This window comes from Marinobacter sp. EN3 (assembly GCF_000475315.1).
Classification (GTDB): Bacteria; Pseudomonadota; Gammaproteobacteria; order Pseudomonadales; family Oleiphilaceae; genus Marinobacter; species Marinobacter nauticus.
In genome coordinates this window covers 78,291-104,395 of sequence record NZ_AXCC01000014.1, presented here as the reverse complement: position 1 = coordinate 104,395, position 26,105 = coordinate 78,291, and the positions used below count along the sequence as shown (strand labels likewise).

Genomic DNA, 26,105 nt, shown 5'->3' with positions numbered 1-26,105 from the left:
CCTTCAGCGGTTTACGCACCTAGTCTGAATATTCGCTTCGCGAACGTCCACATCCCCGGCAAGACTCAACAAAAGCGAACACTCCCCCCGCTGCAATATGAGCCAATTTCCCACTGCTCTGAAAAACCTACGCCCAGTCTGTCTCGATATCAATAATTTGAGCCACACCCCAGATGTCGGCCATGAAATCGCAGATGCTGCTCGATAAAGCTCGAGATAAAGAAGTAGCTGTGGTCGTAGCCCTCCCGGAAATTGAGCTCCAGCGGGTAATTGCTGGTGCTGGCTGCGGCCGCAAGCGCCTCTGGCCGAAGTTGATCAGTCAGAAAGTTATCCGCGTCCCCCTGGTCGACCAGTGCCGGTACGAACTGTGTTGCATCCCGCATCAGCAGGCTGGCGTCGTATTCGGCCCAACGCGAGCTGTCTTTGCCCAGGTAGGCAGTAAAGGCCTTTTTGCCCCATGGGCAGTTTACCGGGTTGCTGATCGGGCTGAAGGCCGACACGGACTGGTACCGCGCCGGGTTGCGCAGAGCCAGAACCAGGGCGCCATGACCACCCATTGAATGGCCCGCAATCGAGCGTTGATTCGTTACCGGGAAAACAGATTCGATCAGTGCAGGCAGCTCATTGAGAGCATAGTCGTACATGCGGTAGTGGGGATGCCATGGGCTTTCGGTCGCGTTTACATAGAAGCCCGCCCCCTGGCCAAGATCGTAGCTTTCATCGTCGGCAACGTGATCGCCCCGGGGGCTGGTATCCGGTGCCACGATGGCCATGCCCAGTTCTGCAGCCGCGCGATGGGCGCCGGCTTTCTGCATGAAGTTTTCGTCTGTGCAGGTGAGGCCGGAAAGCCAGTAAAGCACCGGCACTTTCTGTCCGTTGGCAACCTGCGGTGGCAGGTAGATGGCGAAGCGCATAGCGCAGCCAAGGCTTTCGGACGGATGGCTGTACTGTTTGTGCCAGCCACCAAAACTTTTGTTACTGCTCAGGTTTTCAAGGGTCATTGGACACTCCGTTGCGGGGCGGCCCGCCGAAGTGGCGGGCCGCCCTCACCATCACTTGTCGAAATGGATAACGCTGCGAATGCTCTTGCCTTCGTGCATCAACTCAAAGGCTTCGTTGATGTCATCGAGGCCCATGGTGTGGGTGATGAAATCATTCAGCTTGAACTCCCCTTGCATGTAGCGTTCAACAATGCCGGGTAGCTCGGAACGGCCTTTGACCCCGCCGAAGGCGGATCCTCTCCAGACGCGACCGGTAACGAGCTGGAACGGGCGGGTGGAAATTTCCTGGCCTGCCCCGGCAACGCCAATAATGACCGACTCGCCCCATCCCTTGTGGCAACATTCCAGTGCGGACCGCATGACATCCACGTTGCCGATGCATTCGAAGGAATAATCCACGCCACCGTCAGTCAGTTCAACGATCACTTCCTGAATCGGCTTGTCATAGTCTTTGGGATTGATGCAGTCGGTTGCGCCAAGCTGTTGTGCCAGGTCGAATTTGCTGTCATTGATATCGATGGCAATGATTCGGCTCGCCTTGGCCATGGTCGCGCCAATAATCGCGGAGAGGCCGATGCCGCCGAGCCCGAAGATGGCCACTGTAGCGCCTTCTTCCACTTTGGCGGTGTTCATGACCGCGCCCATGCCGGTGGTTACGCCGCAGCCCAGCAGGCACACCTCTTCCAGCGGGGCTTCCTTGTTGACCTTTGCCAGCGAAATCTCCGGCAGAACGGTGTACTCGGAGAAGGTCGAGCAGCCCATGTAGTGATAGATGGGCTGGCCGTCCTTGTAGAAGCGGCTGGTGCCATCGGGCATCAGCCCCTTGCCCTGGGTTTCGCGGATTTTCCCGCACAGGTTGGTTTTGCCGGACAGGCAGAATTTGCACTCGCCACATTCGGGGGTATACAGGGGAATAACGTGATCGCCGACGGCAACGCTGGTAACGCCTTCACCAATCGCCTCTACAATGCCGCCGCCTTCATGGCCAAGGATGGCTGGAAAGTTGCCCTCGGGATCCTCACCCGAGAGGGTAAACGCATCGGTGTGGCATACACCGGTTGCGATCACTTTTATCCTTACTTCCCCTGCTTTCGGGGGCATCACGTCCACCTCTTCAACCGACAGTGGCTGACCGGGGCCCCAGGCAATTGCTGCTTTTGATTTGATCATCTCAGCCATAATGTTCTCCATTGGTCATTCAGGAAGGGCGGGACGCCCAAACGAAGGCCATATTGTATTTGTGGCCCTCTGATTGATAATCGCTGTTTTTATCAAATCACCTTTACGTGTGTGCAATAATCGGGTGGTGCAAAGCAAAAAGGGAAAACCATGTATCGCTGGGAAGGGGTAAACGAGTTTGTGGCGGTTGCTGAAACCGAGAGTTTCACGCGTGCCGCGAAGCGACTGGACGTGTCGACGGCACAGGTCAGCCGCCAGGTCAGTGCCCTGGAGGCCCGCTTAGCCACCCGGTTGTTCTACCGCACCACACGCCGGGTGTCGGTAACCGAGGCCGGACAGATCTTTTACCAGCACTGCCGGCAGGTACTAGACGCCCTGGAGCAGGCGGAACGCTCTATTACCAACATGCAGCTGGTCCCGCGAGGAAGACTAAGGCTGACTGCCCCGGTGACCTATGGAGAGAAATCCATTGCGCCGCTGGTCAATGACTTCGTTTTGCGATACCCCGAACTCGACGTGGACATGAAGCTTACCAACCAGACACTGGATCTGGTCGCTGAGGGGTACGATCTTGCCGTGCGCATGGGAAAGCTGCAGGATTCGACCTTGATGGCCCGGCGTCTCGCATCCCGAACCCTATACGTGTGTGCCTCGCCGGATTATCTCGCCACGCATGGCACGCCCCACTCGTTGTCCGAACTGGCGAACCACAACTGCCTGCTGGGAAACCTGGATTACTGGCGCTTCCAGGAATTGGGCCAGCCGCGCAACGTGCGGGTAACGGGGAACATCCGTTGCGACAGTGGCAGGGCCCTGCTTGATGCCGCCCTCAAGGGGATTGGCATTGTTCAGCTACCGGATTACTACGTTCAGAGCGCACTGGATTCCAGGCTGTTGATTCCGGTGCTGACTCATTACCAGGAAGACGATGACGGTATCTGGGCGGTGTATCCCCATAACCGTCATCTGTCGCCGAAGATAAGGCTGCTGCTGGATTTTCTTTCGGAATCCCTGAAACCTGGCGGTTCTCCGCTAGACGCAGCAAACGTGGATTATTAGGCAATGAACCGATGGGGTTGTGTATTGAAAGAACGGCGCTTTGCGACCGTAGCTCCCGTCTGAACCTCCGCAAGCCAGCCTGAATTGCCAAGGGTGTCAGTAGCACCGACCAAGCTGTAGGCCACACCTCAGCGCCAACGGTCGGCCAAACTGTGGGTTCAAGAACACTTTTGTTATACTCGCCGGATTCGACAATAAACCGGGTCATGGAATGGGCCGAACACGATGATGACCAAAAAGGATCTTCCCCTCCGTCAGTTGCTGAAGCTGCGCAATTCCTGGATAGCCTGGGTGGTATTCCTGGTGTCTGTGGTTGCGACGGTATTGCTTTGGCAGGTCTCCATCCGGCTGGTTGAAGATCGCACCGAGGCCCGATTCCGCACTCAGTCCCTGCAGCTTAAAACCGCGATTGAAGAACGCTTGCTCAATTACGAACAGGTTCTTGCCGGCAGTGCCGGTCTGTTTGCTGTCACCGGTAAAGTCACACGCGATCAGTGGAAAGAGTACGTCGACAACGTCGATATCAATCGTTATTACCCTGGCATTGAGGGTATCGGCTACGTGGAGCGTATTGGTGTCCGCGAAATGGCCGATCACATTGCCTCGGTTCGGGCGGAGGGGCTTTACAATTATCTGGTCAAGCCGCTGGGTACCGGGCCCTACTACTATCCCATGGTTTATCTGGAGCCGGGCACCGAGCGTAATCGCAAGGCGCTGGGTTATGACGCTTTCAGTGACCCCATCCACCGCACCGCCATGGAGCAGGCCCGGGATGACGCTATCCCGACGGTCACCGGCAAGGTTGTGCTGGTGCAGGAGTCGGTTGCCGAGGACCAGGCCGGTTTTCTGATGTACTACCCGGTGTTCCAGGGCGGCGAGATTCCGGAGATCCGGGCCGAGCGCCGCATGATGCTGGCCGGGTACGTGTTCAGTGCCTTCCGGATGAACAACCTGATCGACGGTATTGTTGGCCTGATATCGCCATTTCTGGATGTGCGCATTTACGACAGCGGGGTGGTGGCACGAGATACCCTGATGTATGGCTCCAATCTCGGTTCGCTGGACAACGAATTCAGCTTTGAAATGAGCCAGACCATCAGACACGGTGGCCGGGAATGGCTGCTGCAGACCCGTTCCACGCCGGCGTTTGATTATCTCGCCGCCGATCCACGGCCTCCTATTGTTCTCGGCTCTGGCCTGGCCATCAGTTTGCTGCTCTGGCTGTTCGTGCTGGCCCTGATTCGTTCCCGGCTGATTGCCCAGGTCAGCGCTGGCCGTTATCGCGCCATCACTGAGGGTGCAGCCAACGTCACCCTGGTCATGGATCGTCGTGGGCGCCCGCTCTATGCCAGCCCTTCCAGTCGTGACATCCTGGGATTCGATCCGGACAAGGTGGAAGCCCTGGAATTCGAGAAGCTGGTGCACATGGATGACTGGTCGCACCTGCAAAGAGGCTTTGAAGAGTCCATGGCCTCCCCGGGCAAACAGATGCCAGTGGTGCGTGCCCGGGTGCGCGATGCCGATGGCCAATGGCGTGATATGGAAGGCACCTTCACCGCGATGCTCTCGGTGCCTGGCGTCAACGGTGTGGTTCTGAGCCTTCGCGATCTTACCCAGCTCAAGGCGGCTCAGTCCGAACTGCACCGGCTGGCGTTCTACGATCCACTGACCGGGCTCGCCAACCGGCAGCTGTTCCGGGATCGGTTGAATCACGTGGTTCGTCGCAGTCGCCGAAGTGGCGAGGCGGCAGCCCTGATGTTCCTTGATCTGGACGGTTTCAAGCGCATCAACGATACCCTGGGGCACGATGCCGGTGACGAACTTCTGCGTCAGGTCGCGCAATGGCTGGAAGGCTGTGTCCGTGAGGAAGATTCTGTGGCCCGGCTCGGTGGCGACGAATTTGTGGTGTTGTTGTCCCGGATCAGCGGCTCTGAAGCCGCCGGCAAAGTGGCGGAAAACATTTTGCGGCGCCTGTGCCAGCGCATTCGACTGAACGACCATGAGGTAGGTGTGACCGTCAGCATCGGTATCACCATGATCCCTCACGATAGCGAAGATGCCGGGGCGTTGATGAAATATGCCGACCTGGCTATGTACCGCGCCAAGGAACTGGGGCGCAACACGTATCAGTTCTTCACGCCGGCCATGAACATCCAGGCCGCCCGTCGCTTGCTGCAGCAGGAAGAGCTGGCCACGGCACTCGATGGCGACCGGTTTGTTCTGCACTACCAGCCAAAAGTGGATCTGGCCACTCAGCGGGTGATCGGTGTGGAGGCTTTCCTGCGCTGGCATCATCCGGAAAAAGGCCTGGTCTCGGCCCAGCAGTTCATCACTCTGGCGGAAGAAACCGGGTTGATTATCCGCCTGGGCGAGCTGGCGCTGCGGCAAGCCTGTATCCAGGTCCAGGCACTTGAACGGGCCGGGTTCGAGTCGCTGAAGATGGCGGTGAACTTCTCGGTGCGGCAGCTGACGGACTCCGGCTTCCTGGACATGATCCGGCGGGTGATTACCGAGACGGGCGTTTCTCCCGAGCGGCTGGAGCTGGAAATGCCGGCGGAGTTGCTCAATGAAGATCCGAGAATGCTGCGGGAACTGCTGGTGTCGCTGAACGACCTGGGCGTGTGCCTGATTCTGGATGATTTCGGTACCGGCTCCTGCTCACTGGTGGCGCTGCAGCAGTTGCCGCTGGATGTGATCAAGATAGATCATCGCTTCATTCGCGACATTCCCTACAACGTCAGTGCCACCGATGTGGCGTCGGCGGTGATCGCCCTGGCTCACAAGCTGCACCTGACGGTGGTGGCGGAAGGGGTGGAAACGCTACAGCAGCTGACGTTCCTGAAATCCGCCGGTTGCGCCCAGTGCCAGGGCAATCTGTTCAGCTATCCGCTGGACGAAGATGCCCTGATCGGATTCCTGATCCGGCAGTACGAGAAGCCGCTTATTTCCTGATCATGGCAATGGCGGCCTGTAACCGGTAAAATCACGCCGTTCCCGGATCCCGGTAGCGGCCCCTCCGGGCTCAATCCTACGTCTTATATGAGTAATCATTGTCTGTGACTGAACTGAGCCGAATCCGTAACTTTTCCATTATTGCCCACATCGACCACGGTAAATCCACGCTGGCGGATCGTTTTATCCAGATCTGCGGTGGCCTGACAGACCGTGAAATGGCCGAACAGGTCCTGGACTCCATGGATCTGGAGCGGGAACGCGGGATCACCATCAAGGCCCAGAGCGTCACGCTCAACTACAAGGCAAAGGATGGGGAAACCTACAAACTGAATTTCATCGATACCCCGGGCCACGTGGATTTCTCCTACGAGGTGTCCCGCTCACTGTACGCCTGTGAAGGGGCGCTGCTGGTAGTGGATGCCGGTCAGGGTGTGGAAGCCCAGTCGGTGGCCAACTGCTACACCGCTATCGAACAAGGCCTTGAAGTGGTGCCGGTCCTGAACAAGATGGATTTGCCCCAGGCCGAGCCCGAGCGGGTTGCGGCGGAGATTGAAGACATTATCGGCATTGACGCTTCCGATGCCGTGCGCTGCAGTGCAAAAAGCGGACTGGGTGTTGAGGATGTACTCGAGGATCTGATCAAAAAGATTCCGCCCCCCAAGGGTGATCGCAGCGCGCCGTTGCAGGCACTGATTATTGATTCCTGGTTTGATAACTACCTGGGCGTGGTGTCACTGGTTCGGGTGACCGAAGGTGTACTGCGTAAAGGCGACAAGATCGTTATCAAGTCCACCAAGAAAGCCTGGAACGCCGACAAGGTCGGTGTCTTCAATCCCAAGCCCACCGACACTGATGTGCTTGAAGCGGGTGACGTCGGTTTCGTCGTTGCGGGAATCAAGGATATCCACGGTGCGCCGGTGGGTGACACCATCGTGCACCAGAAGTTTGCGGAAGAAACCCCGATGCTGCCGGGGTTCAAGAAAGTCAAACCCCAGGTATACGCCGGTCTGTTCCCGGTCAGCGCCGACGATTATGACGATTTCCGGGATGCCCTGGAAAAGCTCACCCTCAACGACGCCTCGCTGTTCTTTGAGCCCGAGAACTCGGATGCTCTGGGCTTCGGTTTCCGCTGTGGTTTCCTGGGCATGCTGCACATGGAGATCATTCAGGAGCGGCTGGAACGAGAGTACGACCTGGATCTGATTACCACGGCGCCGACGGTAATCTATGAAGTGGTCACCAAGCAGGGTGAGACTCTGTCGGTGGACAACCCATCACGGCTTCCGGATATTGGTTCCATCGAAGAAATGCGTGAGCCCATTGTCGAGGCCAACATCCTGGTACCCCAGGAGCACCTCGGTAATGTCATTGCCCTGTGTGAAGAAAAGCGCGGTGTGCAGAAGAACATGCACTTCATGTCCACACAGGTACAGCTCACCTACGAGCTGCCGATGGCGGAAGTGGTGATGGACTTCTTTGACCGGATCAAATCGGCCAGCCGTGGCTTTGCGTCACTGGATTACCACTTTGTCCGTTTCCAGAGTGCCAACCTGGTTCGCCTGGATGTGCTGATCAACGGGGATCGTGTCGACGCCCTGGCGCTGATTGTGCACCGGGATCTGTCCCACCGCAAAGGGCGCCAGTTGATCGAGAAGATGAAAGAGCTGATCCCGCGTCAGATGTTTGATATTGCCATTCAGGCTGCCATTGGTACCCAGGTGGTCTCCCGGGTAACGGTCAAGGCCCTGCGCAAGAACGTAACGGCGAAGTGTTACGGTGGCGACGTCAGCCGTAAAAAGAAACTGCTTCAGAAGCAGAAGGAAGGTAAAAAACGCATGAAGCAGCTGGGTAATGTCGAGGTGCCTCAGGAAGCGTTTCTTGCTGTATTGAAAGTGGATAACTAAAAAGGCACCTGGATGGACATCGATTTTCCACTGGTACTGGTGGTTCTGACCTTCGTGACCGGAGCGGTCTGGCTGGCGGACATCGCGATCCTGAGAAAGCGTCGGCTTGCCGGCGCAGAGCAGGGTGGCCAGGTAGACGAATCAGCCGATGAGTTCGAGGACCGGGAACCCTGGCTGGTGGATATCAGCCGCTCATTTTTCCCCGTGCTGGCGGTAGTCCTGGTGCTTCGGTCGTTCCTGATCGAGCCGTTCCAGATCCCCTCAGGCTCCATGTTACCGACCCTCGAAGTGGGGGATTTTATTCTGGTCAACAAGTACGCCTATGGCCTGCGCCTGCCGGTGGCCGGTACCAAGATTGTTGAGATCGGCGATCCGGAGCGGGGTGATGTCATGGTGTTCCGTTATCCTGAGGATGGCAGCACCAATTACATCAAGCGGGTGGTCGGCCTGCCGGGCGATCATATTCGTTACCGCAACAAGCAACTGTTCATCAATGATGAGCCGGTTCCCCGGGATTTCGTTGCGCGCTTGCCCCCCATGGAACGCTGGCGGGAACAGTTGGGTGAGGTTGAACATGATCTGTACCTGACCATGGGGCGGGTGAGCGGTTCCGGTGAGGGAGAATGGGTTGTTCCTGAAGGCCATTACTTTGTCATGGGCGATAACCGCGACAACAGTAACGACAGCCGTTTCTGGGGCACGGTGCCGGATGAGATGGTGGTGGGCAAGGCCTTTGCCATCTGGATGCACTGGAAATCACTGACAAGTCTGCCATCTTTTGATCGGGTGGGTGGCATCCAATAATTCTGATGGTTCCGGAGTATAAGACGATGAGAAGACACTATCCCGCAGGCCTGACCACTCAGCAGGGCGGCGCTTTGACGATGATGATCATGGCTCTGTTCTTTGGTGGCCTGCTGACTCTGGCGATCAAGATCGGGCCGGCCTACCTGGATGACTTTACCATCCAGGAGGCTCTGGAAAGCCTGGATGGTACCGACGGCCTGTCACAGATGGGGCCTGCACAGGTGCGCAGCCTGATTAACAAGCGCCTGAGTGTGAATAATGTTGACGGTTTTGATCCAAAGAACATCTCCGTTGAAAAAAATGGTGAACTGGTCGTGATCAAGGTGGATTACGAGGTTCGCAATAACATCTTCCGGAACGTGGACACCGTTGTGCACTTCCAGCACGAGTATGAGTTTCAGGGCCAGTGAGTTCACAACCAGACCTAGACCAACTTCAGCGCCGCATTGGCTACCAGTTCAAGGAACCGGAGCGGCTTCTGCTGGCGCTGACCCATCGCAGTTTTGGCAACCAGAATAACGAACGTCTTGAGTTTCTGGGCGATTCTATCGTGAACATGGTGATCGCCGAATATCTGTATCTTCATTTCGAGAAGGCCCGGGAAGGGCAGTTGAGCCGGCTTCGGGCCCGTATGGTCAAGGGGGTTACCCTCGCCGAGATCGGTCGTGAATTTCAGTTGGGCCAGTATCTGAGGCTCGGTTCGGGAGAGCTGAAAAGTGGTGGTTTCCGCCGTGAGTCCATACTCGCCGATGCCGTGGAATCCATTATCGGGGCCATTTATCTGGACAGCGACTTTCATACCTGTCGGGCTCAGGTGTTACGCTGGTTTGAACAGCGCTTGGCAAACCTGGATATTCAGGACACCCAGAAAGATCCGAAAACCCGGTTGCAGGAGTACCTGCAGTCCAGGCAATTTCCGTTGCCGCGCTATGAAGTAATTTCTGTTGACGGCGAGGCCCACAACCAGACTTTCCATGTCTCCTGCGCCTTGCCCTCGCTGGACCGTAAAACCACCGGCACTGGCAGTAGTCGACGTGTTGCTGAACAGCAGGCCGCCCGAAATGCACTCAAGCAACTGGGTGTGGAGAATTCCTGATGACTGATATTACCCGCCCGGAAAACCCGGAAAGCCGCTGTGGTTTCGTCGCCATTGTCGGCCGGCCGAATGTGGGCAAGTCCACACTGCTCAATCACATCCTTGGCCAGAAGCTGAGCATCACCTCACGGAAGCCTCAGACCACCAGGCATCAGGTTCTGGGCATCAAGACCGAGGGCCCGGTACAGGCCATTTATGTCGATACACCGGGCATGCATGAGGATGAGCCCCGGGCCCTGAACCGCTATATGAACAAGGCGGCGGCGTCCGCCCTGATCGACGTGGATGTGGTGGTCTTCGTGGTGGATCAGCTGGCGTGGACCAGTGCCGATGAGATGGTGCTGGAGAAGCTCAAGCGGGTAAAGTGCCCGGTTATCCTGGCGGTCAACAAAGTCGACAAGCTGGAGAAACGGGAGCTGTTGTTGCCCCATCTGGAGGCTCTGTCTAAAAAGCGGGACTTTGCCGAGATCATTCCTCTTTCGGCACTGAAAGAGACCAATCTGGAGCCGCTGGAATCGGCTGTTGGCCGTTTCCTGCCCGAAAGTGTCCACTTCTACCCCGATGATCAGATCACAGACCGCAGTGAACGCTTTATGGCGGCCGAAATGGTCCGGGAGAAAATCACTCGCCAACTGGGCGCTGAACTGCCGTATTCCGTGGCAGTGGAGATTGAAGAGTTCAAGCACCAGGGAAATACCCTGCATGTTTCGGCACTGATTCTGGTCGAACGGGAAGGCCAGAAGAAAATCATCATTGGCGATAAGGGTGAGCGCCTGCGCAGTATCGGTCAGGAAGCCCGGGTTGATATGGAGCGGATGTTCGGGTCCAAGGTGATGCTCCGGCTCTGGGTCAAGGTCAAGCGAGGCTGGGCTGACAGCGACAGGGCTCTGAAAAGCCTGGGCATGAGCGATTTCTGAGGCCGCCATGAAGGGCGCGGTGCAGCAAGAGCCCGCTTATGTGGTCCATCGGCGACCCTGGCGCGAAACCGCCTTGCTGGTGGATCTGTTTACTCTGAATCACGGCCGCATGAGTGTGGTTGCCCGCGGCGCCAACAGCACCAGAAGCCCGCTCAAGGCCCAATTGCAGCCGTTCCAGCCGTTATTAGTGGACTGGACCGGCAAGAGCGAGCTGAAAACCCTGGTGCAGCTGGAAGTTCGCAGCGCGCCAGCGGTCAGCCAACCCCGTGCACTGTACAGTGGTTTCTACATTAATGAACTGGTTCAGCGGGTGTTACCGGTGGCCGATCCCTCCCCCGCGTTGTTTGCCAGCTATATTGAAACCCTGCAGGCCCTGGCGGATCTGTCTTCACAGGACGATGTCGAGCCTTTACTGAGGCGTTTTGAGCGGGCGTTCGCCGCCTCGCTGGGCTACGATTTTGCCTGGGACGAAACCACGGATACCGGTATGTCTGTACAGGCGGGGGAGCTCTATGGCTACGACCCGGGCCAGGGGATCGTTTCCAATCTCGCGCCCGAGCTGCCATTGCGCCAATTGCCGGGTGAGGCATTGCTGGCACTGGCGGCCGGCGATTTCATAAGTGAAGCGCCCCGTAAAACCGCCAAGCGCGTCATGCGGGTGCTGGTGGATTACCTTTTGCAGGGCAGGCCGCTGCACAGCCGTTCCCTGTTCAGTCATTCGAATCCGTCATCTGGGAGAGAATCATGAATACCCGAGTCCTGCTAGGAGTGAATATTGATCATGTGGCCACCTTGCGTCAGGCCCGCGGTACCCGTTACCCGGACCCTGTGCAGGCGGCGTTGGTGGCGGAAGAAGTCGGTGCCGATGGCATCACCATTCACCCCCGTGAGGATCGCCGGCATATCCAGGACCGGGATGTGCTGCTGTTGCGGGAAGTACTGCAGACCAAAATGAATCTGGAAATGGCGGTGACCGACGCCATGCTGGCGTTCGCCGAGCAGGTGCGCCCGGAATGTGTTTGCCTGGTGCCGGAGAAACGCGAGGAACTCACCACCGAAGGTGGACTGGATGTGGATGGCCAGGAAGAGCGGGTGGCCAAGGCCTGTGATCGTCTGGCAAAAATCGGCGCCGAGGTTTCGTTGTTTATCGATCCGGACCCGGTACAGATCGACGCGGCGGTGCGCTGCGGAGCGCCGGTGGTGGAGTTGCATACCGGTGAATACGCCGAGGCCGGGGAACCCGAAGCGGTGGAAGCCTCATTCAAAGTGCTTGCAGATGCCGTGGCCTATGCCCGCAAGAAGGGGCTGATTGTGAATGCCGGCCATGGTCTGCATTACCACAACACCGAGCGGGTGGCCGCTATCCCGGGTATCAATGAACTGAACATCGGCCATGCGATCATCGCCCGTGCCGTCTTTACCGGCCTGAAAGATGCGGTCCGGGACATGAAGGCGATTCTTGACCGGGCCAGGGCCTGATCAACAGTCAGGTGGTTTCCGGCTGGCGCTGCTGTTCCCGGAACAGTTGCTGCCAGTCGGTCTGCTCACTCCAGATCTGCAGCCGCTCCATGGCCGAAATCAGTTGATCTTTTAACAGCTCTCGATCCGGAGCCTCGCACTTCAGGGCGGTCTCGAACCGGTTGGCGGCTGTGCGGAGTTCGGGAACGCCGCAGTAGCGGGTGGCCCCGTGAAGCTTATGCACGCACTCAAGCAGGGGCTCGTTGCCACCGGTCTGCCAAAGCGCCTGAATCCGGTCGATATCGGTGTGTAACTGCTCCAGCAACATACTGAACAGCTCCTCCGCCAGATCGGCCTTGCCCGCCGCCAGTTGAATGCTCTCCTCTACACTGACGCAGTCCTGCTGCATCCGGCGATTTGACGGCCGCAGTGTCCGGCGGGTATCCCGTACTTCGGAAATCCGGAAGCGGTCGGCGCTATTGGTGCAGTCGTAGCCGGTGTATTCGCGAATCAGTTCCACCAGTTGGCTGCTGCTGATCGGCTTGGGCATATAGCCGTCGAAGCCTTGTTGCGCCAGCCGTTCCTGTTCGTCCGCCAGAGCGTGGGCGGTCAGGGCAATAATGGGGGTGTGGTGTGAGCCGCTGTCCAGATCACGGATGCGGGCCGTGGTTTCCACGCCGTCCATCCCCGGCATCTGCAGGTCCATGAACACCAGGTCAAACGCCTTCTGACGCACCTTGGTCAATGCCTCGAATCCGCTGGAGGCGCCTTCGGCTTCCAGGCGGCAGTCATTGAGCAAGGTCATTACCAGTTTCAGGTTGGCTTCGTTATCGTCCACCGCCAGAATGCGGGGCGTGCCTGAGCCGCTGTTCTGCCTCAATGGTAGCGCGGCTTCCGGCGCGCTTCGGTTGCCCGACTGAATGCCATGGATCAGCAGCAGTTCATCGTAGAGGGCGTCCCGGCAGACCGGTTTGGTCAGGTGGCCGCTGGCCAGGCCTGACAGCGGCGTGTCGTGGGTTTCCAGAGTGGGCGTCAGCAACAGGGTGCGGCAGTCGCGTTCCACTTCCAGGGAACGCACCAGGTTGCAGTACTGGCTGGAGTTGAGCAGGTGGCGGGTAATGCCGATGATGGCGCCGGCGTAGCCTTCCTGCCTCCGTTGCGCCTCTTCTATCTGTTCCTGCAGCGCTCCGGGTGAGGCAACCCGTTCAACGGCCACGCCCCAGTCCCTTAACAGGTGCTCCACCGCCAGCCCGGTGGTCTTCTGGTGTTCGAGATAGATGATCTTTTCGCCCCGGAGCGCCTCTTTGGGGCTGGAGCTGTCGCCGGTTGAGGACAGTTCCGGCGTCAGGGTAAACCAGAACGTGGAACCTTTGCCCAGCTCACTTTCCAGGCCGATCTTGCCGCCCATTTCTTCCACCAGCCGTTTGGAAATCGCCAGCCCCAGACCGGTACCGCCATACTGGCGGGCAGTGGAGGCATCGGCCTGGCTGAAGGCGTTAAACAGTGACTGCTGCTGGGCACGTGACAGACCAACGCCGGAATCGGTGATGCTCAGGCGCAGTGTGACCCGGTTATGCTCGGTATCTTCGTCTTCCAGACTCGCCCGTAATACCACTTCGCCGGTCTGGGTGAACTTGATGGCATTGTTCACCAGGTTGGTGATCACCTGCTTGACTCGCAGCGGATCCCCCATGATGTTGTCCGGTACATCGTTGTAGACCAGTGGCACCAGGTCCAGGTTTTTAGCGTGGGCAGCCGGTGCCAGCATGACCATCACTTCCTCAACGATATCCCGGAGCTGGAACGGCACGCGGTCCAGTATCAGTTTGCCGGCTTCGATCTTGGAGAAATCCAAAATGTCGTTAATGATGGTCAGCAGGATTTCCGAGGATTTGCGGATGGTGTTCAGGTGGTCGCGCTGCTGGCGGGGCAGTGGGCTTTTCAGCAACAGCTCGGTGAAGCCGATGATGCCGTTCAGCGGCGTCCGGATTTCATGGGACATGTTGGCCAGGAACTCGGATTTGATCCGGCTCGCTTCCAGTGCTTCCTTGCGGGCAAAGTCCAGTTCGATATTCTGGATTTCAATGGTCTCCAGGGTCTCCCGCAGGTCTTCGGTGGCCTGGTCAATGTTCTGTTGCATTTCGGCCTGGGCCTTACTCAATTCCGAGGCCATATCATTGAGCCCCGACTCCAGCTGTTCGAACTCCGGGCCGGCACTGGTGTAAACCCGGGTGTCGAGCTTGCCTTCCTTGAGTTTGGCTACGGCTTCGTTGAGCTGGAATACCGGGTCGGTGAAGGCACGGCTCAGCCGCAGCGCGATGGCAAGACTGAGCAGGACACCACCGATCACCAGCAGCAGCGAGATCAGCAGCGCCTTGTAGGTTTCCTTTTCCGTGCGCACGTGGGACATCTCTACGGCAACCCAGCCCAGCGGGGCCTGGCGTTCCGCCGCAGACTGGCGGGCGTCCGGGTCCAGCATGGTCTCGATCATCAGATCCTGAAGGTGAACCGGCGTGACAAAACGAGTGCTGCTATCGTGGGTCAACCGGATCGGCTGGTTGGGTTCCAGCGGTGCCATCGCCACGGTTTCAGCGCTGCCTGGGCCAGTATGAAGCATGCGCTGGCCATCGCTGCCATAGAAGGTGATGGAGCGAACATCCTGTTCTTCAAGAAGGGCGTTGGAGAGGCTGCTCAGCAGGCTGCGATTGGCCGTGAACAGGCCGTATTCAGAGCCTGCGGCAAGCTGTCGGGACAGGGACTCACCGCGATCCTTCAGCAGGTTCTCAATGTTGTTCACCCAGCTGTAGGTAAAGAATAGCCCTAACAACAGCGTGGTGAGCAGGGTGGGAACCAGAGTTACCACCAGTACTTTCTTGCGAATGCCCCAACGTCGCATACCGAGTTCCTGTAAAATTACCTTGTCCGCCGGCAGGGAGCGCCTGCTGGTGGATACTTCCATGTCAGCATAGCTGAACGGCAATGATATAACCGTGGCCGTTATCCCGGAAACAGACAGTTATAGCCGCAGGTCATGGATATAGCGACAAGCTGTATTGGGACAAGGCGGCCATAACGCGTATGATTCGAATCCGAAAGTGTATCACAGGGTATCAATATGATTTTCCCCACCATTGAAGATTATGTCGGCCATACACCCCTGGTGCGTCTGCAGCGTCTGCCGGGAGACACCAGTAACGTCATCCTGGCAAAACTGGAGGGGAACAACCCGGCAGGTTCGGTGAAAGACCGGCCGGCTTTGAGCATGATCCAGGAGGCTGAACGCCGGGGAGAGATCAAGCCCGGGGACACCCTGATTGAAGCCACCTCCGGCAATACCGGTATCGCGCTGGCCATGGCCGCGGCCATCAAGGGCTATCGAATGGTGCTGATCATGCCTGATAACCTGAGTGAGGAACGACGCGCCTCCATGCGTGCATACGGCGCCCAGGTGGTGAACGTTTCCCGTGAGCAGGGCATGGAAGGCGCCCGGGATCTGGCCATTCGAATGGAGGCCGAAGGTAAGGGCAAGGTTCTGGACCAGTTCAGCAATGCCGATAACCCTTCGGCCCACTATCACACCACGGGCCCGGAAATCTGGGAGCAGACCGCCGGGCGGGTTACGCACTTTGTCAGCTCCATGGGCACCACCGGTACCATCATGGGCGTGTCCCGTTACCTGAAAGAGCGCAATCCCGATATCCGTATTATCGGCCTGCAGCCAGAGGATGGGGCTTCGATTCCGGGTATTCGCCGCTGGCCGGAGGCTTACCTGCCGAAAATCTACGATGCCAGCCGGGTCGACCAGGTTCTGGATATTGGCCAGCAGGAAGCCGAGGACACCATGCGGGCACTGGCCGAGCGAGAGGGCATTTTCTGTGGTGTGTCCTCCGGCGGTGCCATTGCAGCGGCCCTGAAATTGTCCCGTGAGGTTGAAAACGCCGTGATCGTGGCCATTATCTGTGACCGCGGAGACCGTTACCTCTCCACCGGTGTGTTTCCCGGCGCCTGAGTGGCCCCCAATCAAGAGAATTCTATATGAGTAAGCGTCGCCGCAAGGTTCTGCCCAAGGAGCCCGTGCGTTGTGAAATCGAGACCCTGAGCCACGATGGCCGGGGCATTGCCCGCGCTGATGGCAAAACCCAGTTTGTTGACGGAGCCCTGCCGGGCGAAACCGTGATGGCCAAAATGGTCAGCACCCGCAGCCGGTTTGATGAGCTGCGCACAACCGAAGTGCTGGAAGCAGCCCCTGACCGCCAGCAGCCACCCTGTGAGTTTGCCGATCTTTGCGGTGGTTGCAGTCTTCAGCACATGAGCGCCGATGCCCAGATACGGTTCAAGGAAAATACCCTGCGCGAGCATTTTGCCCACTTTGGGGGCATTGAACCGGAGCAGTGGGTGGCTCCGATGCGTTCTCCGGATAGCCTCGGCTATCGTCGCAAGGCGCGGCTGGGCGTACGTTATGTGAAGGCCCGGGAGTCGGTGCTGGTTGGTTTCCGGGAGAAGCGCAATAGCTTTCTGACCGATATTGACCGCTGCGTGGTACTGGATCCCCGGATCGGTGAGCGAATCGAGCCTCTTCGGGAGTTGCTACATGGCATGGCGGCATTTGACCGGATTGCCCAGGTAGAAGTGGCCTGTGGCGATGATACGGCTGCCATGGTGTTCCGGAACATGGATGACCTGGTGCCGGACGACCGGGAAAAGCTGATCGCCTTTGGTCAGGCCCATGACTTGCATATCTATCTGCAGCCCAAGGGCCCGGACACCGTGCACCGGATCTGGCCGGAATCGGGCGGGCGGGACGATGAACGCCTGACCTATCGTATGGATGAGTTTGACCTCACCATGGCCTTCCATCCCATGGACTTTACCCAGGTGAACGCCGGCATCAACCGCAATATGGTACACCGTGCGGTCGAGTGGCTGGACGTCCAGCCCGGAGAGCGGGTACTGGATCTGTTCTGCGGCCTGGGCAACTTTACGCTGCCACTGGCCCGCAAGGGCGGGCAGGTTGTGGGTGTGGAAGGCGACGATGCCATGGTGGTTCGCGGCCGTGAAAACGCCCGCCTGAACGATCTCTCCAATGTGGAATTCCACGGGGCAGATCTGCACGGGGATTTCACCGGGCAATCCTGGGCAAAAGAGGGTTTTGACAAGATTCTGATCGATCCACCCCGTTCGGGCGCGGAGGAGATCTGTAAGTATCTGACTGCTTTCGGTGCCAACCGCATTGTTTACGTGTCCTGCAACCCCGCTACCCTGGCGCGGGATGCCGGGGTGATGGTGCGCAACGGTTATCGGCTGGTACAGGCCGGTGTGATGGATATGTTCCCCCATACCACCCACGTTGAGTCCATTGCGTTGTTTGAGCGTAGCGCAGACTGACCGGGTTTAGGGGGTATGCAACGGAACGGCCAGGATGGCCGTGAGAATAACCGAAAAACAAATGGGTAAAGCTCTGCCATGGTAAAAGTTCGGGAAGACTATTCGATCAGCGGTGATGGCGAGGTCGATATAGACCGCTGCGTGCAGCACATCGCTGAACAGACTCATCTCGAGGATCCGGATCAGCTTCGGCGGGCTTGTGAGAAAGCCGCCCAGATTGCCGTTCAGGCGTTCCGGGAAGACCGTTTGTGGGCGCCCGGAGCCAGCAGTTTCCGGACCGGTCTGGAAATGGCGCAGGTTTTGGCAGAGCTGCATCTTGATCAGGCCAGCCTGGTTGCCGCCGTGCTCTATCGGGCGGTGCGTGAAGAACGGGTGCCGCTTGAAGAGGTTCGCAAGGAATTCGGCGATGAAGTGGCGGGGCTGATTAACGGCGTGCAGCAGATGGCTGCGATTTCGTCCATCCATCATCCGCTCAAGGGCAATGTCCTGGGGCAGAGCGAAGGCCAGTTGGACAATGTCCGCAAGATGCTGGTCACCATGATTGATGACGTTCGGGTGGCGCTCATCAAACTGGCAGAGCGCACCTGCGCTATCCGCGCAGTGAAAGATGCGCCGGAAGAAAAACGCATGCGCGTGGCCCGGGAAGTCTTCGACATCTATGCTCCGTTGGCGCACAGGCTCGGTATCGGCCACATCAAATGGGAGCTGGAAGATCTCTCGTTCCGCTACTTGCATGGCTCCGCGTACAAGAAAATCGCCAAGTTGCTGGATGAGAAACGGCTAGACCGTGAAAGCTACATCCGCCGGGTGATTGATACCCTGCAAACCGAGCTCAAGGCTTCCGGTATCAAGGCCGAGCTCAGCGGGCGGGCCAAGCACATCTACAGTATCTGGCGGAAGATGCGTCGTAAGGGAATTGATTTTTCCCAGGTATACGATGTCCGTGCCGTGCGCATTCTGGTGCCGGAAGTACGTGATTGCTATGGCGCGCTGGGGATTGTTCACACCCTGTGGCGCCACATTCCCAACGAGTTCGATGACTACATTGCCAACCCCAAGGAGAACGGTTATCAGTCGCTTCACACGGCGGTGATCGGCCCGGAAGGCAAGGTCATGGAGGTGCAGATTCGCACCCATGCCATGCATGAAGAAGCGGAACTGGGCGTATGTGCCCACTGGCTGTACAAGGGCACCGATACCAGGAACAAATCCACCGGCTACGACGCCAAGATCAACTGGTTGCGCCAGGTTCTGGAGTGGCAGGAGGAGCTGGGCGACATTTCCGGACTGGCGGATCATCTGAAATCAGACGTGGCCTCAGACCGGGTGTATGTGTTTACGCCGGAAGGCCATGTGGTAGACCTGCCCCAGGGCGCCACGCCGGTGGATTTTGCCTACCGGGTGCATACCGAAATTGGTCATGCCTGCCGGGGTGCCAGGGTGAACAGCCGCATCGTTCCGCTGACTTACCCGCTCAAGACCGGGGATCAGGTATTTATTCTGACTTCCAACAATCCGGCTCCCAGCAGGGACTGGCTCAACCCGAGCCTGGGCTATATTCAGACGTCCAGGGCCCGGGCGAAGGTTACACACTGGTTCAAACAGCAGAACCGTGACCGCAATGTCATTGACGGCCGCGCTATTCTGGAAGACGAGTTCAAGCGCCTGTCGCTGTTTGATGTGGAGCTGGAACAACTGGCGGCCAAGGTCAACTACCACAGCATTGATGATATGTTTGCCGCCATCGGGGCGGGAGATCTGCGGCCTACTCATGTGGCCAATGTGGCTCAGCAACTGTTGGAGCCCCGGTCCGAACAGCTGGATCTTAAGCTGACCCCGAACCGGAAAAAGCCCTACGACACTGAATCCGATATCCAGATACTTGGTGTTGGCAAGCTGAAAACCCAGGTGGCCAAGTGCTGCAAACCGCTGCCCGGCGACCCGATCGGAGGCTATATCACCGTGGGCCGCGGCGTGACCGTGCATCGCCAGGACTGCCTCATGTTCCTGAACCTGCGGGAATTTGAACCGAACCGCATCATTGAAGTGAACTGGGGCGGGCAGCCGGCGGCGGTCTATCCAGTGGATATCGAAATCGAGGCCTATGATCGATCCGGTCTGCTGCGAGACATCACCCAGGTGCTGTCTTCGTCCCGCAGTGATGTGTTGTCTCTCAACACCGTGACCAACAAAGACGAAAACACGGCCACTATGCGGGTGACGGTGGAAATCTCCAGTCTGGAGCAGTTGGCGCGGCTGCTGGCCCAGATTCGGAACCTGCCGAACATCATCGACGTAAGGCGGAAACGCGGATGAGTTACAGCATCGAAGATCTGAAACACCTGATGGCCCGGCTCCGGGATCCGGACACCGGTTGCCCCTGGGACACCAAACAGACCTTTGCCAGCATCGTGCCTCACACGATTGAAGAAGCTTACGAAGTCGCTGACGCCATCGAGCAGGAGGATTTCCCACATCTGAAAGACGAACTGGGAGATCTTCTTTTCCAGGTCATCTTCTATGCCCGCATGGGAGAAGAAGCCGGCCACTTTGAGTTTGATGGCATTGTTGACCATTTGGTTCGCAAGCTGGTTCGGCGCCATCCCCACGTGTTTCCGGGGGGCACGCTGGAGAGTCGTATCGATCCGGATAATCGACCCGACGAAGCCTGGATCAAGGAAAGCTGGGAGCGCATCAAGGCCGAGGAGCGTGCTGAGAAGCCGGTGGCGGATACTCCGGCCAGCCGTCTGGACGGTATTGCCCGCACTCTGCCGGCCATGGCCCGGGCGGAAAAACTGCAACGGCGTGCGGCCCGGCATGGCTTCGACTGGCCGGATATCGGCCCGGTGTTCGACAAACTTCACGAAGAGATCGACGAGCTTAAGGAAGCCTGGCAAATGGCCGAGGCCGGTACCGGAGATCTGGATGCGGTTGAGGACGAGCTGGGTGACCTGCTGTTTGTTTGTGTAAATCTGGCACGTTTCCTGAAAGTAAATCCCGAGCAGGCCCTGAAGCGAACCAATCACAAGTTTGATGCCCGGTTCCGTGCCATTGAGCGGGTGCTGGAAAAAGAAGGTCGTAATCTGGATGAAGAAACCCTGGAAGCGCTGGATGCCGTGTGGCAGAGCGTGAAAGGGGTGGAAAAGGAGTAGGGAAGCGGAACTGGAAACCGTCACCGATAGGTACAATCCGTTACCAATTTTCCGTCACCGGCCTGTCATTCTTCGTCTACACTTCCGGGAACAGTCGCACTGAAAAAGTGCGTTGTGCCATCAAACAAGATGCAGGAGTGAAGGCACCATGAAGATCAAAGATCTGGTCAAGCACTGGGATAAACACGGCCGTGGAAGACTGACCCGGGATGCCGCCTATCTGTCTTTGGCTGACCAGCATCATGACCGTTTGCAGAAGCTTGCGGCACTGTATCCGATGAAGTCCACTCAGGATCTGATGCGGGATCTGATCTCCGCGGCTCTCGACGAGCTGGAAACCAGTTTCCCCTACGTTCAGGGTGAGAAGGTTGTGGCTTACGACGAGGATGGCTTTGAAATCTATGAGGACAAAGGCCTGACACCGCAATTCGTTGCCCTGAGCCAGAAACACATCAAGCGCCTCAAGGCCCGCCAGTTGGAGTCGGTTGCCTGACGGTTGCCAACACCCATTGCCATATTTTGTAACAACAACGCCGGGCTTAGCCCGGCGTTGTTGTTTGTATTACGACTTCTTCTGTTCTGCCAATCGATCTTTCAGCGGGCCCTGGCTGATCAGGTCGTCCAGAGCGGCGGCAATCATGTCGTTCAGGATCTCACTTTCGCTCCGGTCCGGGTAGAGTTCCGCCAGGGCCGCAATCCGTGCGGCATCTTCCAGAGGCAGGCGCAGGTTGTATTCATGGCTGCGCTCCTGGGCCTGTTTTTCCTTTTCCCAATGCTGGGGCAGTTCGGTCACTTTCATGTCAGCTCCTGAGCGAAGTGGTTGAATCGTCAATAGACTTTCTGCGTTGCTCCCTAGTATCGTAAGTTTAGATTGTTTCCGTCAATTCAGAAGGAACCTGCCGTGACCGAACTGCACCCGGATCTTCGAGAAAACGTACGTTTGCTGGGCGATCTGCTTGGCCAGAGCATACTCCGATTCCCCGGACAGGACTGCTACGACCGCATTGAAGAAATCCGCGCCGCCGCCAAGGCTGACCGGCGCCAGGAAAGTGGTTCCGGACAACGCCTGGTGAAACTCCTGGGCCAGCTCAGCGATGATGAGCTGCTGCCGGTGACCCGAGCCTTTAACCAGTTTCTCAACCTTGCCAACCTGGCTGAGCAGTACCATGGAATTCGTCGCAAGCAGGGGCATCCGTCAGATCTGATGGTGGAATCCCTGGGGGACGTGTTTGATCGGCTGAAGTCCGGGGGGATAGACCCGCAAGAGTTGCATCGGAAGGTTGCAGATTTACGCATAGAGTTTGTGCTCACCGCGCACCCCACCGAAGTGGCCCGGCGTACATTGATCCTCAAGTACGATGAAATGTCCGATTGCCTGTCGAGGCTGGATCATGACGACCTGATGCCCGGTGAACGGGAGGAAATCGTTGACCGGTTGTCGCTGTTGATTGCCGAGGCCTGGCATACCGACGAGATTCGGCATGAAAGGCCGACCGCCGTGGACGAGGCCAAGTGGGGCTTCGCCGTTATCGAGAACAGTCTCTGGCAGGCGCTGCCGAAATTTCTCCGTAGCCTGGATACCTCGTTGTCGGAGGCGACCGGTCAGGGGCTTCCGTTGCAGGTGTCGCCGATCCGTATTGCTTCGTGGATGGGGGGAGACCGGGATGGCAACCCCAATGTCACCCACGAAGTGACCCGGGAAGTGTTCCTGCTCGGTCGCTGGATGGCCGCAGATCTCTATCTGCGCGATATCCAGGCGCTGAGAGCAGAGCTTTCCATGTGGCAGGCAAGCGATGAATTGCGGGCCGAGGTAGGAGATTCCCGGGAGCCGTATCGCCAGGTGCTGGCCCAATTGAGGGAGCGCCTGATCAAGACCCGGGACTGGGCCGAAGCCAGCGTCAAGGGCGAGCCGGCAGACGATTCGGGCATTCTGTTCGAGAATGAGGATCTCACCGGGCCGTTGGAATTGTGCTATCGCTCCCTGATGGAGTGCGGGCTGGAAGCCATTGCCAATGGTCCGCTGCTGGATACCATTCGCCGGGCTCATACCTTCGGACTGCCACTGATCCGACTGGATATCCGCCAGGAGGCCTCACGCCACGCCGAGGCGGTAGCAGAGATGGTGAACTACCTGGGGTTGGGTGACTATCTGTCCTGGTCGGAACAGGAGCGCCAGGCGTTTCTGGTCAAGGAACTGAAAGGGCGGCGCCCCCTGGTGCCCCGGAATTGGCAACCCTCCGAGCCGGTGCGCGAGGTGCTGGCAACCTGCGAGGTGGTCGCTGGCCAGACACCGGAAGCCCTGGGTTCCTATGTGATTTCCATGGCCAGCAAGCCCTCGGATGTTTTAAACGTGATTTTGCTGCTGCGGGAAGCGGGGATGGCGTTCCCCATGCGCGTCGTACCGCTGTTCGAAACGTTGGATGATCTCAAGGGGGCACCCGACAGTATGGCGGCCCTGTACGAGGTGGACTGGTATCGGGAATACTGCAGCGGACGCCAGGAAGTCATGATCGGCTATTCAGACTCCTCCAAAGATGCCGGCCAGTTGATGGCGGCCTGGGCCCAGTACCAGGCCCAGGAGAAGCTGACCGAAGTGGCCAATCGATATGGAGTGCATCTGACTCTGTTTCATGGCCGCGGCGGCACCGTGGGCCGGGGCGGTGGTCCGGCGAATCGGGCGATTCTGTCCCAGCCGCCGGGCTCGGTGAACGGCAGCTTCCGGATTACCGAGCAGGGCGAGATGATCCGCTTTAAATTTGGTCTGCCGAGGCTGGCGGTGCAGAGTCTGACCCTCTACACCACCGCGGTGATTGAGGCGACCCTGGCGCCACCACCTGTGCCAAAGGATGAGTGGCGCGAGGTGATGGACTGGCTGACCGAGCGTTCGCTGCGGTCCTACCGTGAGGTGGTCCGTGAGAATCCCGATTTTGTGCCTTACTTCCGCCAGGTCACACCGGAAACGGCTCTGGGTAAACTAGCCCTTGGCAGCCGGCCGGCCCGGCGCAAGGCCACAGGGGGCGTTGAAAGCCTGAGAGCCATTCCGTGGATTTTTGCCTGGACCCAGATGCGGTTGATGCTGCCCAGCTGGCTGGGCAGTGATGTTGCCCTCGAAGAGGCGGCCCAGGCGGACCGCCTGCCCGAGCTGCGGGAGATGATGCAGGGCTGGCCGTTCTTCCGCACCTACGTGGATATGCTGGAAATGGTCCTCGCCAAGGCAGATTTGCGTATTGCCAGCTATTACGAGCAGACCCTGGTTGAGGACGAGCGCTTGCTGGCGCTTGGCCAGAGCCTGAGGCAGCGTTTGCAGGGCTGCATTGAGCGTCTGCTGGAGCTCAAACAGCAACAGACTCTGCTGGAGCAGGAGCCGGTGTTTGCCCATTCAATGAAAGTCCGGAATCCCTACACTGATCCGCTGCACTATCTGCAGGCAGAATTGCTCAGGCGTGACCGGGAAAGCGAGGGGGCAGGAAAGGTGCCGGAAATGGTCGAGAGGGCGCTGAAGGTGACTATGGCCGGAATTTCTGCCGGTATGCGAAATACCGGTTAAGGTGCATAATAAGGCCGGGGCCGGACAGCCCCGGCCCATTTGCTTTAAGGAGTTACCCCCGTTGGCATTGTCGGAGAGGCTTTCGCGTTTTCTGGCCCGCAAGGGCATTACCTACCAGCCACTGGAAACGGAGCCCGTCGCCAATCTGGACGCGGCGGTGCTTGCTTCGGGTAAACCCCAGCATGACTTTATCAAGGCGACCCTGCTGATCGATATCAATGGGGTGGTTATGGTGGTACACCGTTTTGACAGCACGCTTGATATGGATGCTGTGCACCAGTTCACCGGTCGGCGCCTGCAGCCGCTGACGGCGCGCCAGACTTCCCGGTTGTTCGGGGACTGTGACGCCGGATTTGTACCTCCGATCGGAGCCGCCTGGGAGCTGCCGGTTCTGGTGGATGAAGATGTAGTGACAGCCGAAAGTGTGATCTTCTCCGGCGGCACGGACCACAGCCTGGTTGAAATGGACGGCCGGGCCTTCCGTCTGGCCCAGGCTGGCGCCCGGCAGGGACATCTGGTTATTCGTGGTCAGGGCGTGGAAGATCGCGAAGCCCTGACTCTGGAAGACGTGGCAGACAAACTGCAAAAGCTTTATCGGCTGCCGCCAATGCCGGCCCTGGCATTACGAATCCTGCGGCTGACCGCCAATACTGAAGCGACGGCCAAAGAGCTGGCCGAGTTGATCGAATTCGACCCCAGTATGACGGCGCAGATCATGCGCTATGCCCGATCAGCGCTGTTCAACTACCCCGGCCAGATAAACTCTGTACAGGAAGCGGTCACCCGGGTCCTCGGTTTTGACCGGGTTGCCCACATTGCCCTGGGTATTGCCTCGGTGCGGGCGTTTGATGTGCCCCGCGGAGGCATGCTCGGCATGGATAATTTCTGGCGCCACTCGCTTTATTGCGCGTTCCTGTGCCAGAACCTCGCCGCCTATTCCGGCCGCGACAAAGGGCTCGCCTATCTGTGCGGATTGCTGCACAACTTCGGCCTGCTGCTGGTGGGCCATCTGTTTCCAGCGGAGTTTGAAGAGCTCAATGCTCTGCGGGAAATCAACCCGGAGGCAAGCATGCACTCGCTCGAGCAGGAAGTGTTTGGCCACAGTGAGCGCCAGGATATTCTGGCTGTTGGTCATGGTGCCATTGGCGGTATTCTGCACCGGCTGTGGCAGTTGCCGGAAGCTGTGATCAAAGCCGCCGGCATGCACCAGCACATCGGATTCCATGGCGAGCACGAGGAATATGTCCAGATGGTGCAGCTGGCCAATGCCATGCTCAAGGAGCGTGGTATCGGTGACGAACTCAATCCTGACGACCTGCCGGCACTGGTTGAGAGCCTTGGGCTCCGGGCGGATGTGCTGGAGCGGGTTCAGAGCGACATGGACCAGGTGGCTTCCGATCTGGACGTGCTGGCGTCTTCCCTCGCTTCCTGATTATTCCCAGCCCTGCACCGGCCGTTGAGGCAGCTGACAGCCCAGCATTCGGACAATGATACGGAGGTCGACTTTCTCTGCCGGGTGTGAGTTCGTATAATGCTGCCTCGTTTTTGTGCGTGTGCGCCGGATACACGGTCCGGAGCCTTCGAGAGGTTGTCGCAAAGGCAGAGGTCTTTGCCATAACTTTTCAAACGATAATATAAAGCAATG

The 26,105-nt window shown here is 58.3% G+C and carries 20 protein-coding genes; 16 read left to right on the top strand and 4 right to left on the bottom strand.

Annotated elements, in window-relative coordinates:
• Positions 1-149: 149 nt before the first annotated feature.
• Both fghA and Q675_RS25025 read right to left on the bottom strand, forming a co-directional pair.
• Positions 150-1,001, bottom strand: coding sequence for an S-formylglutathione hydrolase (gene fghA, locus Q675_RS25030; RefSeq protein WP_011785719.1), 852 nt, complete (start codon positions 999-1,001; stop codon positions 150-152).
• A 51-nt stretch (positions 1,002-1,052) separates the two neighbouring features.
• Entirely contained in the window at positions 1,053-2,171 is a 1,119-nt protein-coding gene (locus Q675_RS25025) for an S-(hydroxymethyl)glutathione dehydrogenase/class III alcohol dehydrogenase (protein WP_227499515.1), read from the bottom strand.
• A gap of 159 nt (positions 2,172-2,330) precedes the next feature.
• Between Q675_RS25025 and Q675_RS25020 the strand changes: the two genes are divergently transcribed.
• The 9 genes from Q675_RS25020 (at position 2,331) to pdxJ (ending at position 12,397) form a co-directional block, all read left to right on the top strand.
• The gene (locus Q675_RS25020; protein WP_022990898.1) at positions 2,331-3,239 is read left to right on the top strand and encodes a LysR substrate-binding domain-containing protein; all 909 of its coding nucleotides are present in this window, start codon (positions 2,331-2,333) and stop codon (positions 3,237-3,239) included.
• A gap of 225 nt (positions 3,240-3,464) precedes the next feature.
• Positions 3,465-6,191: an EAL domain-containing protein gene (locus Q675_RS25015; RefSeq protein WP_011785716.1), complete on the top strand. Its 2,727-nt coding sequence runs from the start codon at positions 3,465-3,467 to the stop codon at positions 6,189-6,191.
• Positions 6,192-6,295: 104 nt separating this feature from the next.
• Complete coding sequence (lepA, locus tag Q675_RS25010) at positions 6,296-8,098, top strand: translation elongation factor 4 (protein ID WP_011785715.1); 1,803 nt, start codon at positions 6,296-6,298, stop codon at positions 8,096-8,098.
• Between the two features lie 12 nt (positions 8,099-8,110).
• On the top strand, positions 8,111-8,902 hold the full coding sequence (lepB, locus tag Q675_RS25005) for a signal peptidase I (RefSeq protein ID WP_023010887.1): 792 nt from the start codon (positions 8,111-8,113) through the stop codon (positions 8,900-8,902).
• A 26-nt stretch (positions 8,903-8,928) separates the two neighbouring features.
• Complete coding sequence (locus Q675_RS25000; protein WP_011785713.1) at positions 8,929-9,315, top strand: DUF4845 domain-containing protein; 387 nt, start codon at positions 8,929-8,931, stop codon at positions 9,313-9,315.
• Positions 9,312-10,001: a ribonuclease III gene (gene rnc / locus Q675_RS24995; RefSeq protein ID WP_011785712.1), complete on the top strand. Its 690-nt coding sequence runs from the start codon at positions 9,312-9,314 to the stop codon at positions 9,999-10,001. The genes Q675_RS25000 and rnc overlap by 4 nt, the downstream gene beginning before the upstream one ends.
• Positions 10,001-10,918: a GTPase Era gene (gene era, locus Q675_RS24990; RefSeq protein ID WP_011785711.1), complete on the top strand. Its 918-nt coding sequence runs from the start codon at positions 10,001-10,003 to the stop codon at positions 10,916-10,918. The genes rnc and era overlap by 1 nt, the downstream gene beginning before the upstream one ends.
• 7 nt (positions 10,919-10,925) lie before the next feature.
• Positions 10,926-11,666: a DNA repair protein RecO gene (gene recO, locus Q675_RS24985; RefSeq protein WP_014420774.1), complete on the top strand. Its 741-nt coding sequence runs from the start codon at positions 10,926-10,928 to the stop codon at positions 11,664-11,666.
• The gene (gene pdxJ, locus Q675_RS24980) at positions 11,663-12,397 is read left to right on the top strand and encodes a pyridoxine 5'-phosphate synthase (RefSeq protein ID WP_023010886.1); all 735 of its coding nucleotides are present in this window, start codon (positions 11,663-11,665) and stop codon (positions 12,395-12,397) included. Before recO ends, pdxJ begins: the two co-directional genes overlap by 4 nt.
• 7 nt (positions 12,398-12,404) lie before the next feature.
• Here the strand turns inward: pdxJ and Q675_RS24975 are convergent, their stop codons facing one another.
• Positions 12,405-15,272, bottom strand: a complete 2,868-nt coding sequence (locus Q675_RS24975) for an ATP-binding protein (RefSeq protein ID WP_031211162.1) — start codon at positions 15,270-15,272, stop codon at positions 12,405-12,407.
• Positions 15,273-15,491: 219 nt separating this feature from the next.
• Here Q675_RS24975 and cysM point away from each other — a divergent pair, with 219 nt between their 5' ends.
• The 5 genes from cysM to Q675_RS24950 all read left to right on the top strand — a co-directional run bounded on the left by cysM (position 15,492) and on the right by Q675_RS24950 (position 21,406).
• Positions 15,492-16,385, top strand: coding sequence for a cysteine synthase CysM (gene cysM, locus Q675_RS24970; RefSeq protein ID WP_011785707.1), 894 nt, complete (start codon positions 15,492-15,494; stop codon positions 16,383-16,385).
• 26 nt (positions 16,386-16,411) lie between these two features.
• Positions 16,412-17,761, top strand: a complete 1,350-nt coding sequence (gene rlmD / locus Q675_RS24965; RefSeq protein WP_014420778.1) for a 23S rRNA (uracil(1939)-C(5))-methyltransferase RlmD — start codon at positions 16,412-16,414, stop codon at positions 17,759-17,761.
• 78 nt (positions 17,762-17,839) lie between these two features.
• Positions 17,840-20,077 carry a GTP diphosphokinase gene (gene relA, locus Q675_RS24960; RefSeq protein WP_023007928.1) on the top strand — a complete coding sequence of 746 codons (2,238 nt, stop codon included), beginning with the start codon at positions 17,840-17,842 and terminating at the stop codon, positions 20,075-20,077.
• Positions 20,074-20,913: a nucleoside triphosphate pyrophosphohydrolase gene (mazG, locus tag Q675_RS24955; RefSeq protein WP_023007929.1), complete on the top strand. Its 840-nt coding sequence runs from the start codon at positions 20,074-20,076 to the stop codon at positions 20,911-20,913. The genes relA and mazG overlap by 4 nt, the downstream gene beginning before the upstream one ends.
• Before the next feature lie 148 nt (positions 20,914-21,061).
• Positions 21,062-21,406 carry a hypothetical protein gene (locus Q675_RS24950; protein ID WP_011785703.1) on the top strand — a complete coding sequence of 115 codons (345 nt, stop codon included), beginning with the start codon at positions 21,062-21,064 and terminating at the stop codon, positions 21,404-21,406.
• Between the two features lie 69 nt (positions 21,407-21,475).
• Here the strand turns inward: Q675_RS24950 and Q675_RS24945 are convergent, their stop codons facing one another.
• On the bottom strand, positions 21,476-21,712 hold the full coding sequence (locus Q675_RS24945) for a hypothetical protein (RefSeq protein WP_011785702.1): 237 nt from the start codon (positions 21,710-21,712) through the stop codon (positions 21,476-21,478).
• Between the two features lie 102 nt (positions 21,713-21,814).
• Between Q675_RS24945 and ppc the strand changes: the two genes are divergently transcribed.
• On the top strand, positions 21,815-24,460 hold the full coding sequence (gene ppc, locus Q675_RS24940) for a phosphoenolpyruvate carboxylase (protein WP_023007930.1): 2,646 nt from the start codon (positions 21,815-21,817) through the stop codon (positions 24,458-24,460).
• Between the two features lie 61 nt (positions 24,461-24,521).
• Positions 24,522-25,892 carry an HDOD domain-containing protein gene (locus tag Q675_RS24935; RefSeq protein ID WP_023010884.1) on the top strand — a complete coding sequence of 457 codons (1,371 nt, stop codon included), beginning with the start codon at positions 24,522-24,524 and terminating at the stop codon, positions 25,890-25,892.
• Positions 25,893-26,105 lie beyond the last annotated feature (213 nt).

Coding starts and splice junctions, on each gene's coding strand:
- fghA (WP_011785719.1), bottom strand. CDS start 1,001: ATGACCCTTGAAAACCTGAGCAGTAACAAAAGTTTTGGTGGCTGGCAC.
- Q675_RS25025 (WP_227499515.1), bottom strand. CDS start 2,171: ATGATCAAATCAAAAGCAGCAATTGCCTGGGGCCCCGGTCAGCCACTG.
- Q675_RS25020 (WP_022990898.1), top strand. CDS start 2,331: ATGTATCGCTGGGAAGGGGTAAACGAGTTTGTGGCGGTTGCTGAAACC.
- Q675_RS25015 (WP_011785716.1), top strand. CDS start 3,465: ATGATGACCAAAAAGGATCTTCCCCTCCGTCAGTTGCTGAAGCTGCGC.
- lepB (WP_023010887.1), top strand. CDS start 8,111: ATGGACATCGATTTTCCACTGGTACTGGTGGTTCTGACCTTCGTGACC.
- Q675_RS25000 (WP_011785713.1), top strand. CDS start 8,929: ATGAGAAGACACTATCCCGCAGGCCTGACCACTCAGCAGGGCGGCGCT.
- era (WP_011785711.1), top strand. CDS start 10,001: ATGACTGATATTACCCGCCCGGAAAACCCGGAAAGCCGCTGTGGTTTC.
- recO (WP_014420774.1), top strand. CDS start 10,926: ATGAAGGGCGCGGTGCAGCAAGAGCCCGCTTATGTGGTCCATCGGCGA.
- pdxJ (WP_023010886.1), top strand. CDS start 11,663: ATGAATACCCGAGTCCTGCTAGGAGTGAATATTGATCATGTGGCCACC.
- Q675_RS24975 (WP_031211162.1), bottom strand. CDS start 15,272: ATGCGACGTTGGGGCATTCGCAAGAAAGTACTGGTGGTAACTCTGGTT.
- cysM (WP_011785707.1), top strand. CDS start 15,492: ATGATTTTCCCCACCATTGAAGATTATGTCGGCCATACACCCCTGGTG.
- rlmD (WP_014420778.1), top strand. CDS start 16,412: ATGAGTAAGCGTCGCCGCAAGGTTCTGCCCAAGGAGCCCGTGCGTTGT.
- relA (WP_023007928.1), top strand. CDS start 17,840: ATGGTAAAAGTTCGGGAAGACTATTCGATCAGCGGTGATGGCGAGGTC.
- mazG (WP_023007929.1), top strand. CDS start 20,074: ATGAGTTACAGCATCGAAGATCTGAAACACCTGATGGCCCGGCTCCGG.
- Q675_RS24950 (WP_011785703.1), top strand. CDS start 21,062: ATGAAGATCAAAGATCTGGTCAAGCACTGGGATAAACACGGCCGTGGA.
- Q675_RS24945 (WP_011785702.1), bottom strand. CDS start 21,712: ATGAAAGTGACCGAACTGCCCCAGCATTGGGAAAAGGAAAAACAGGCC.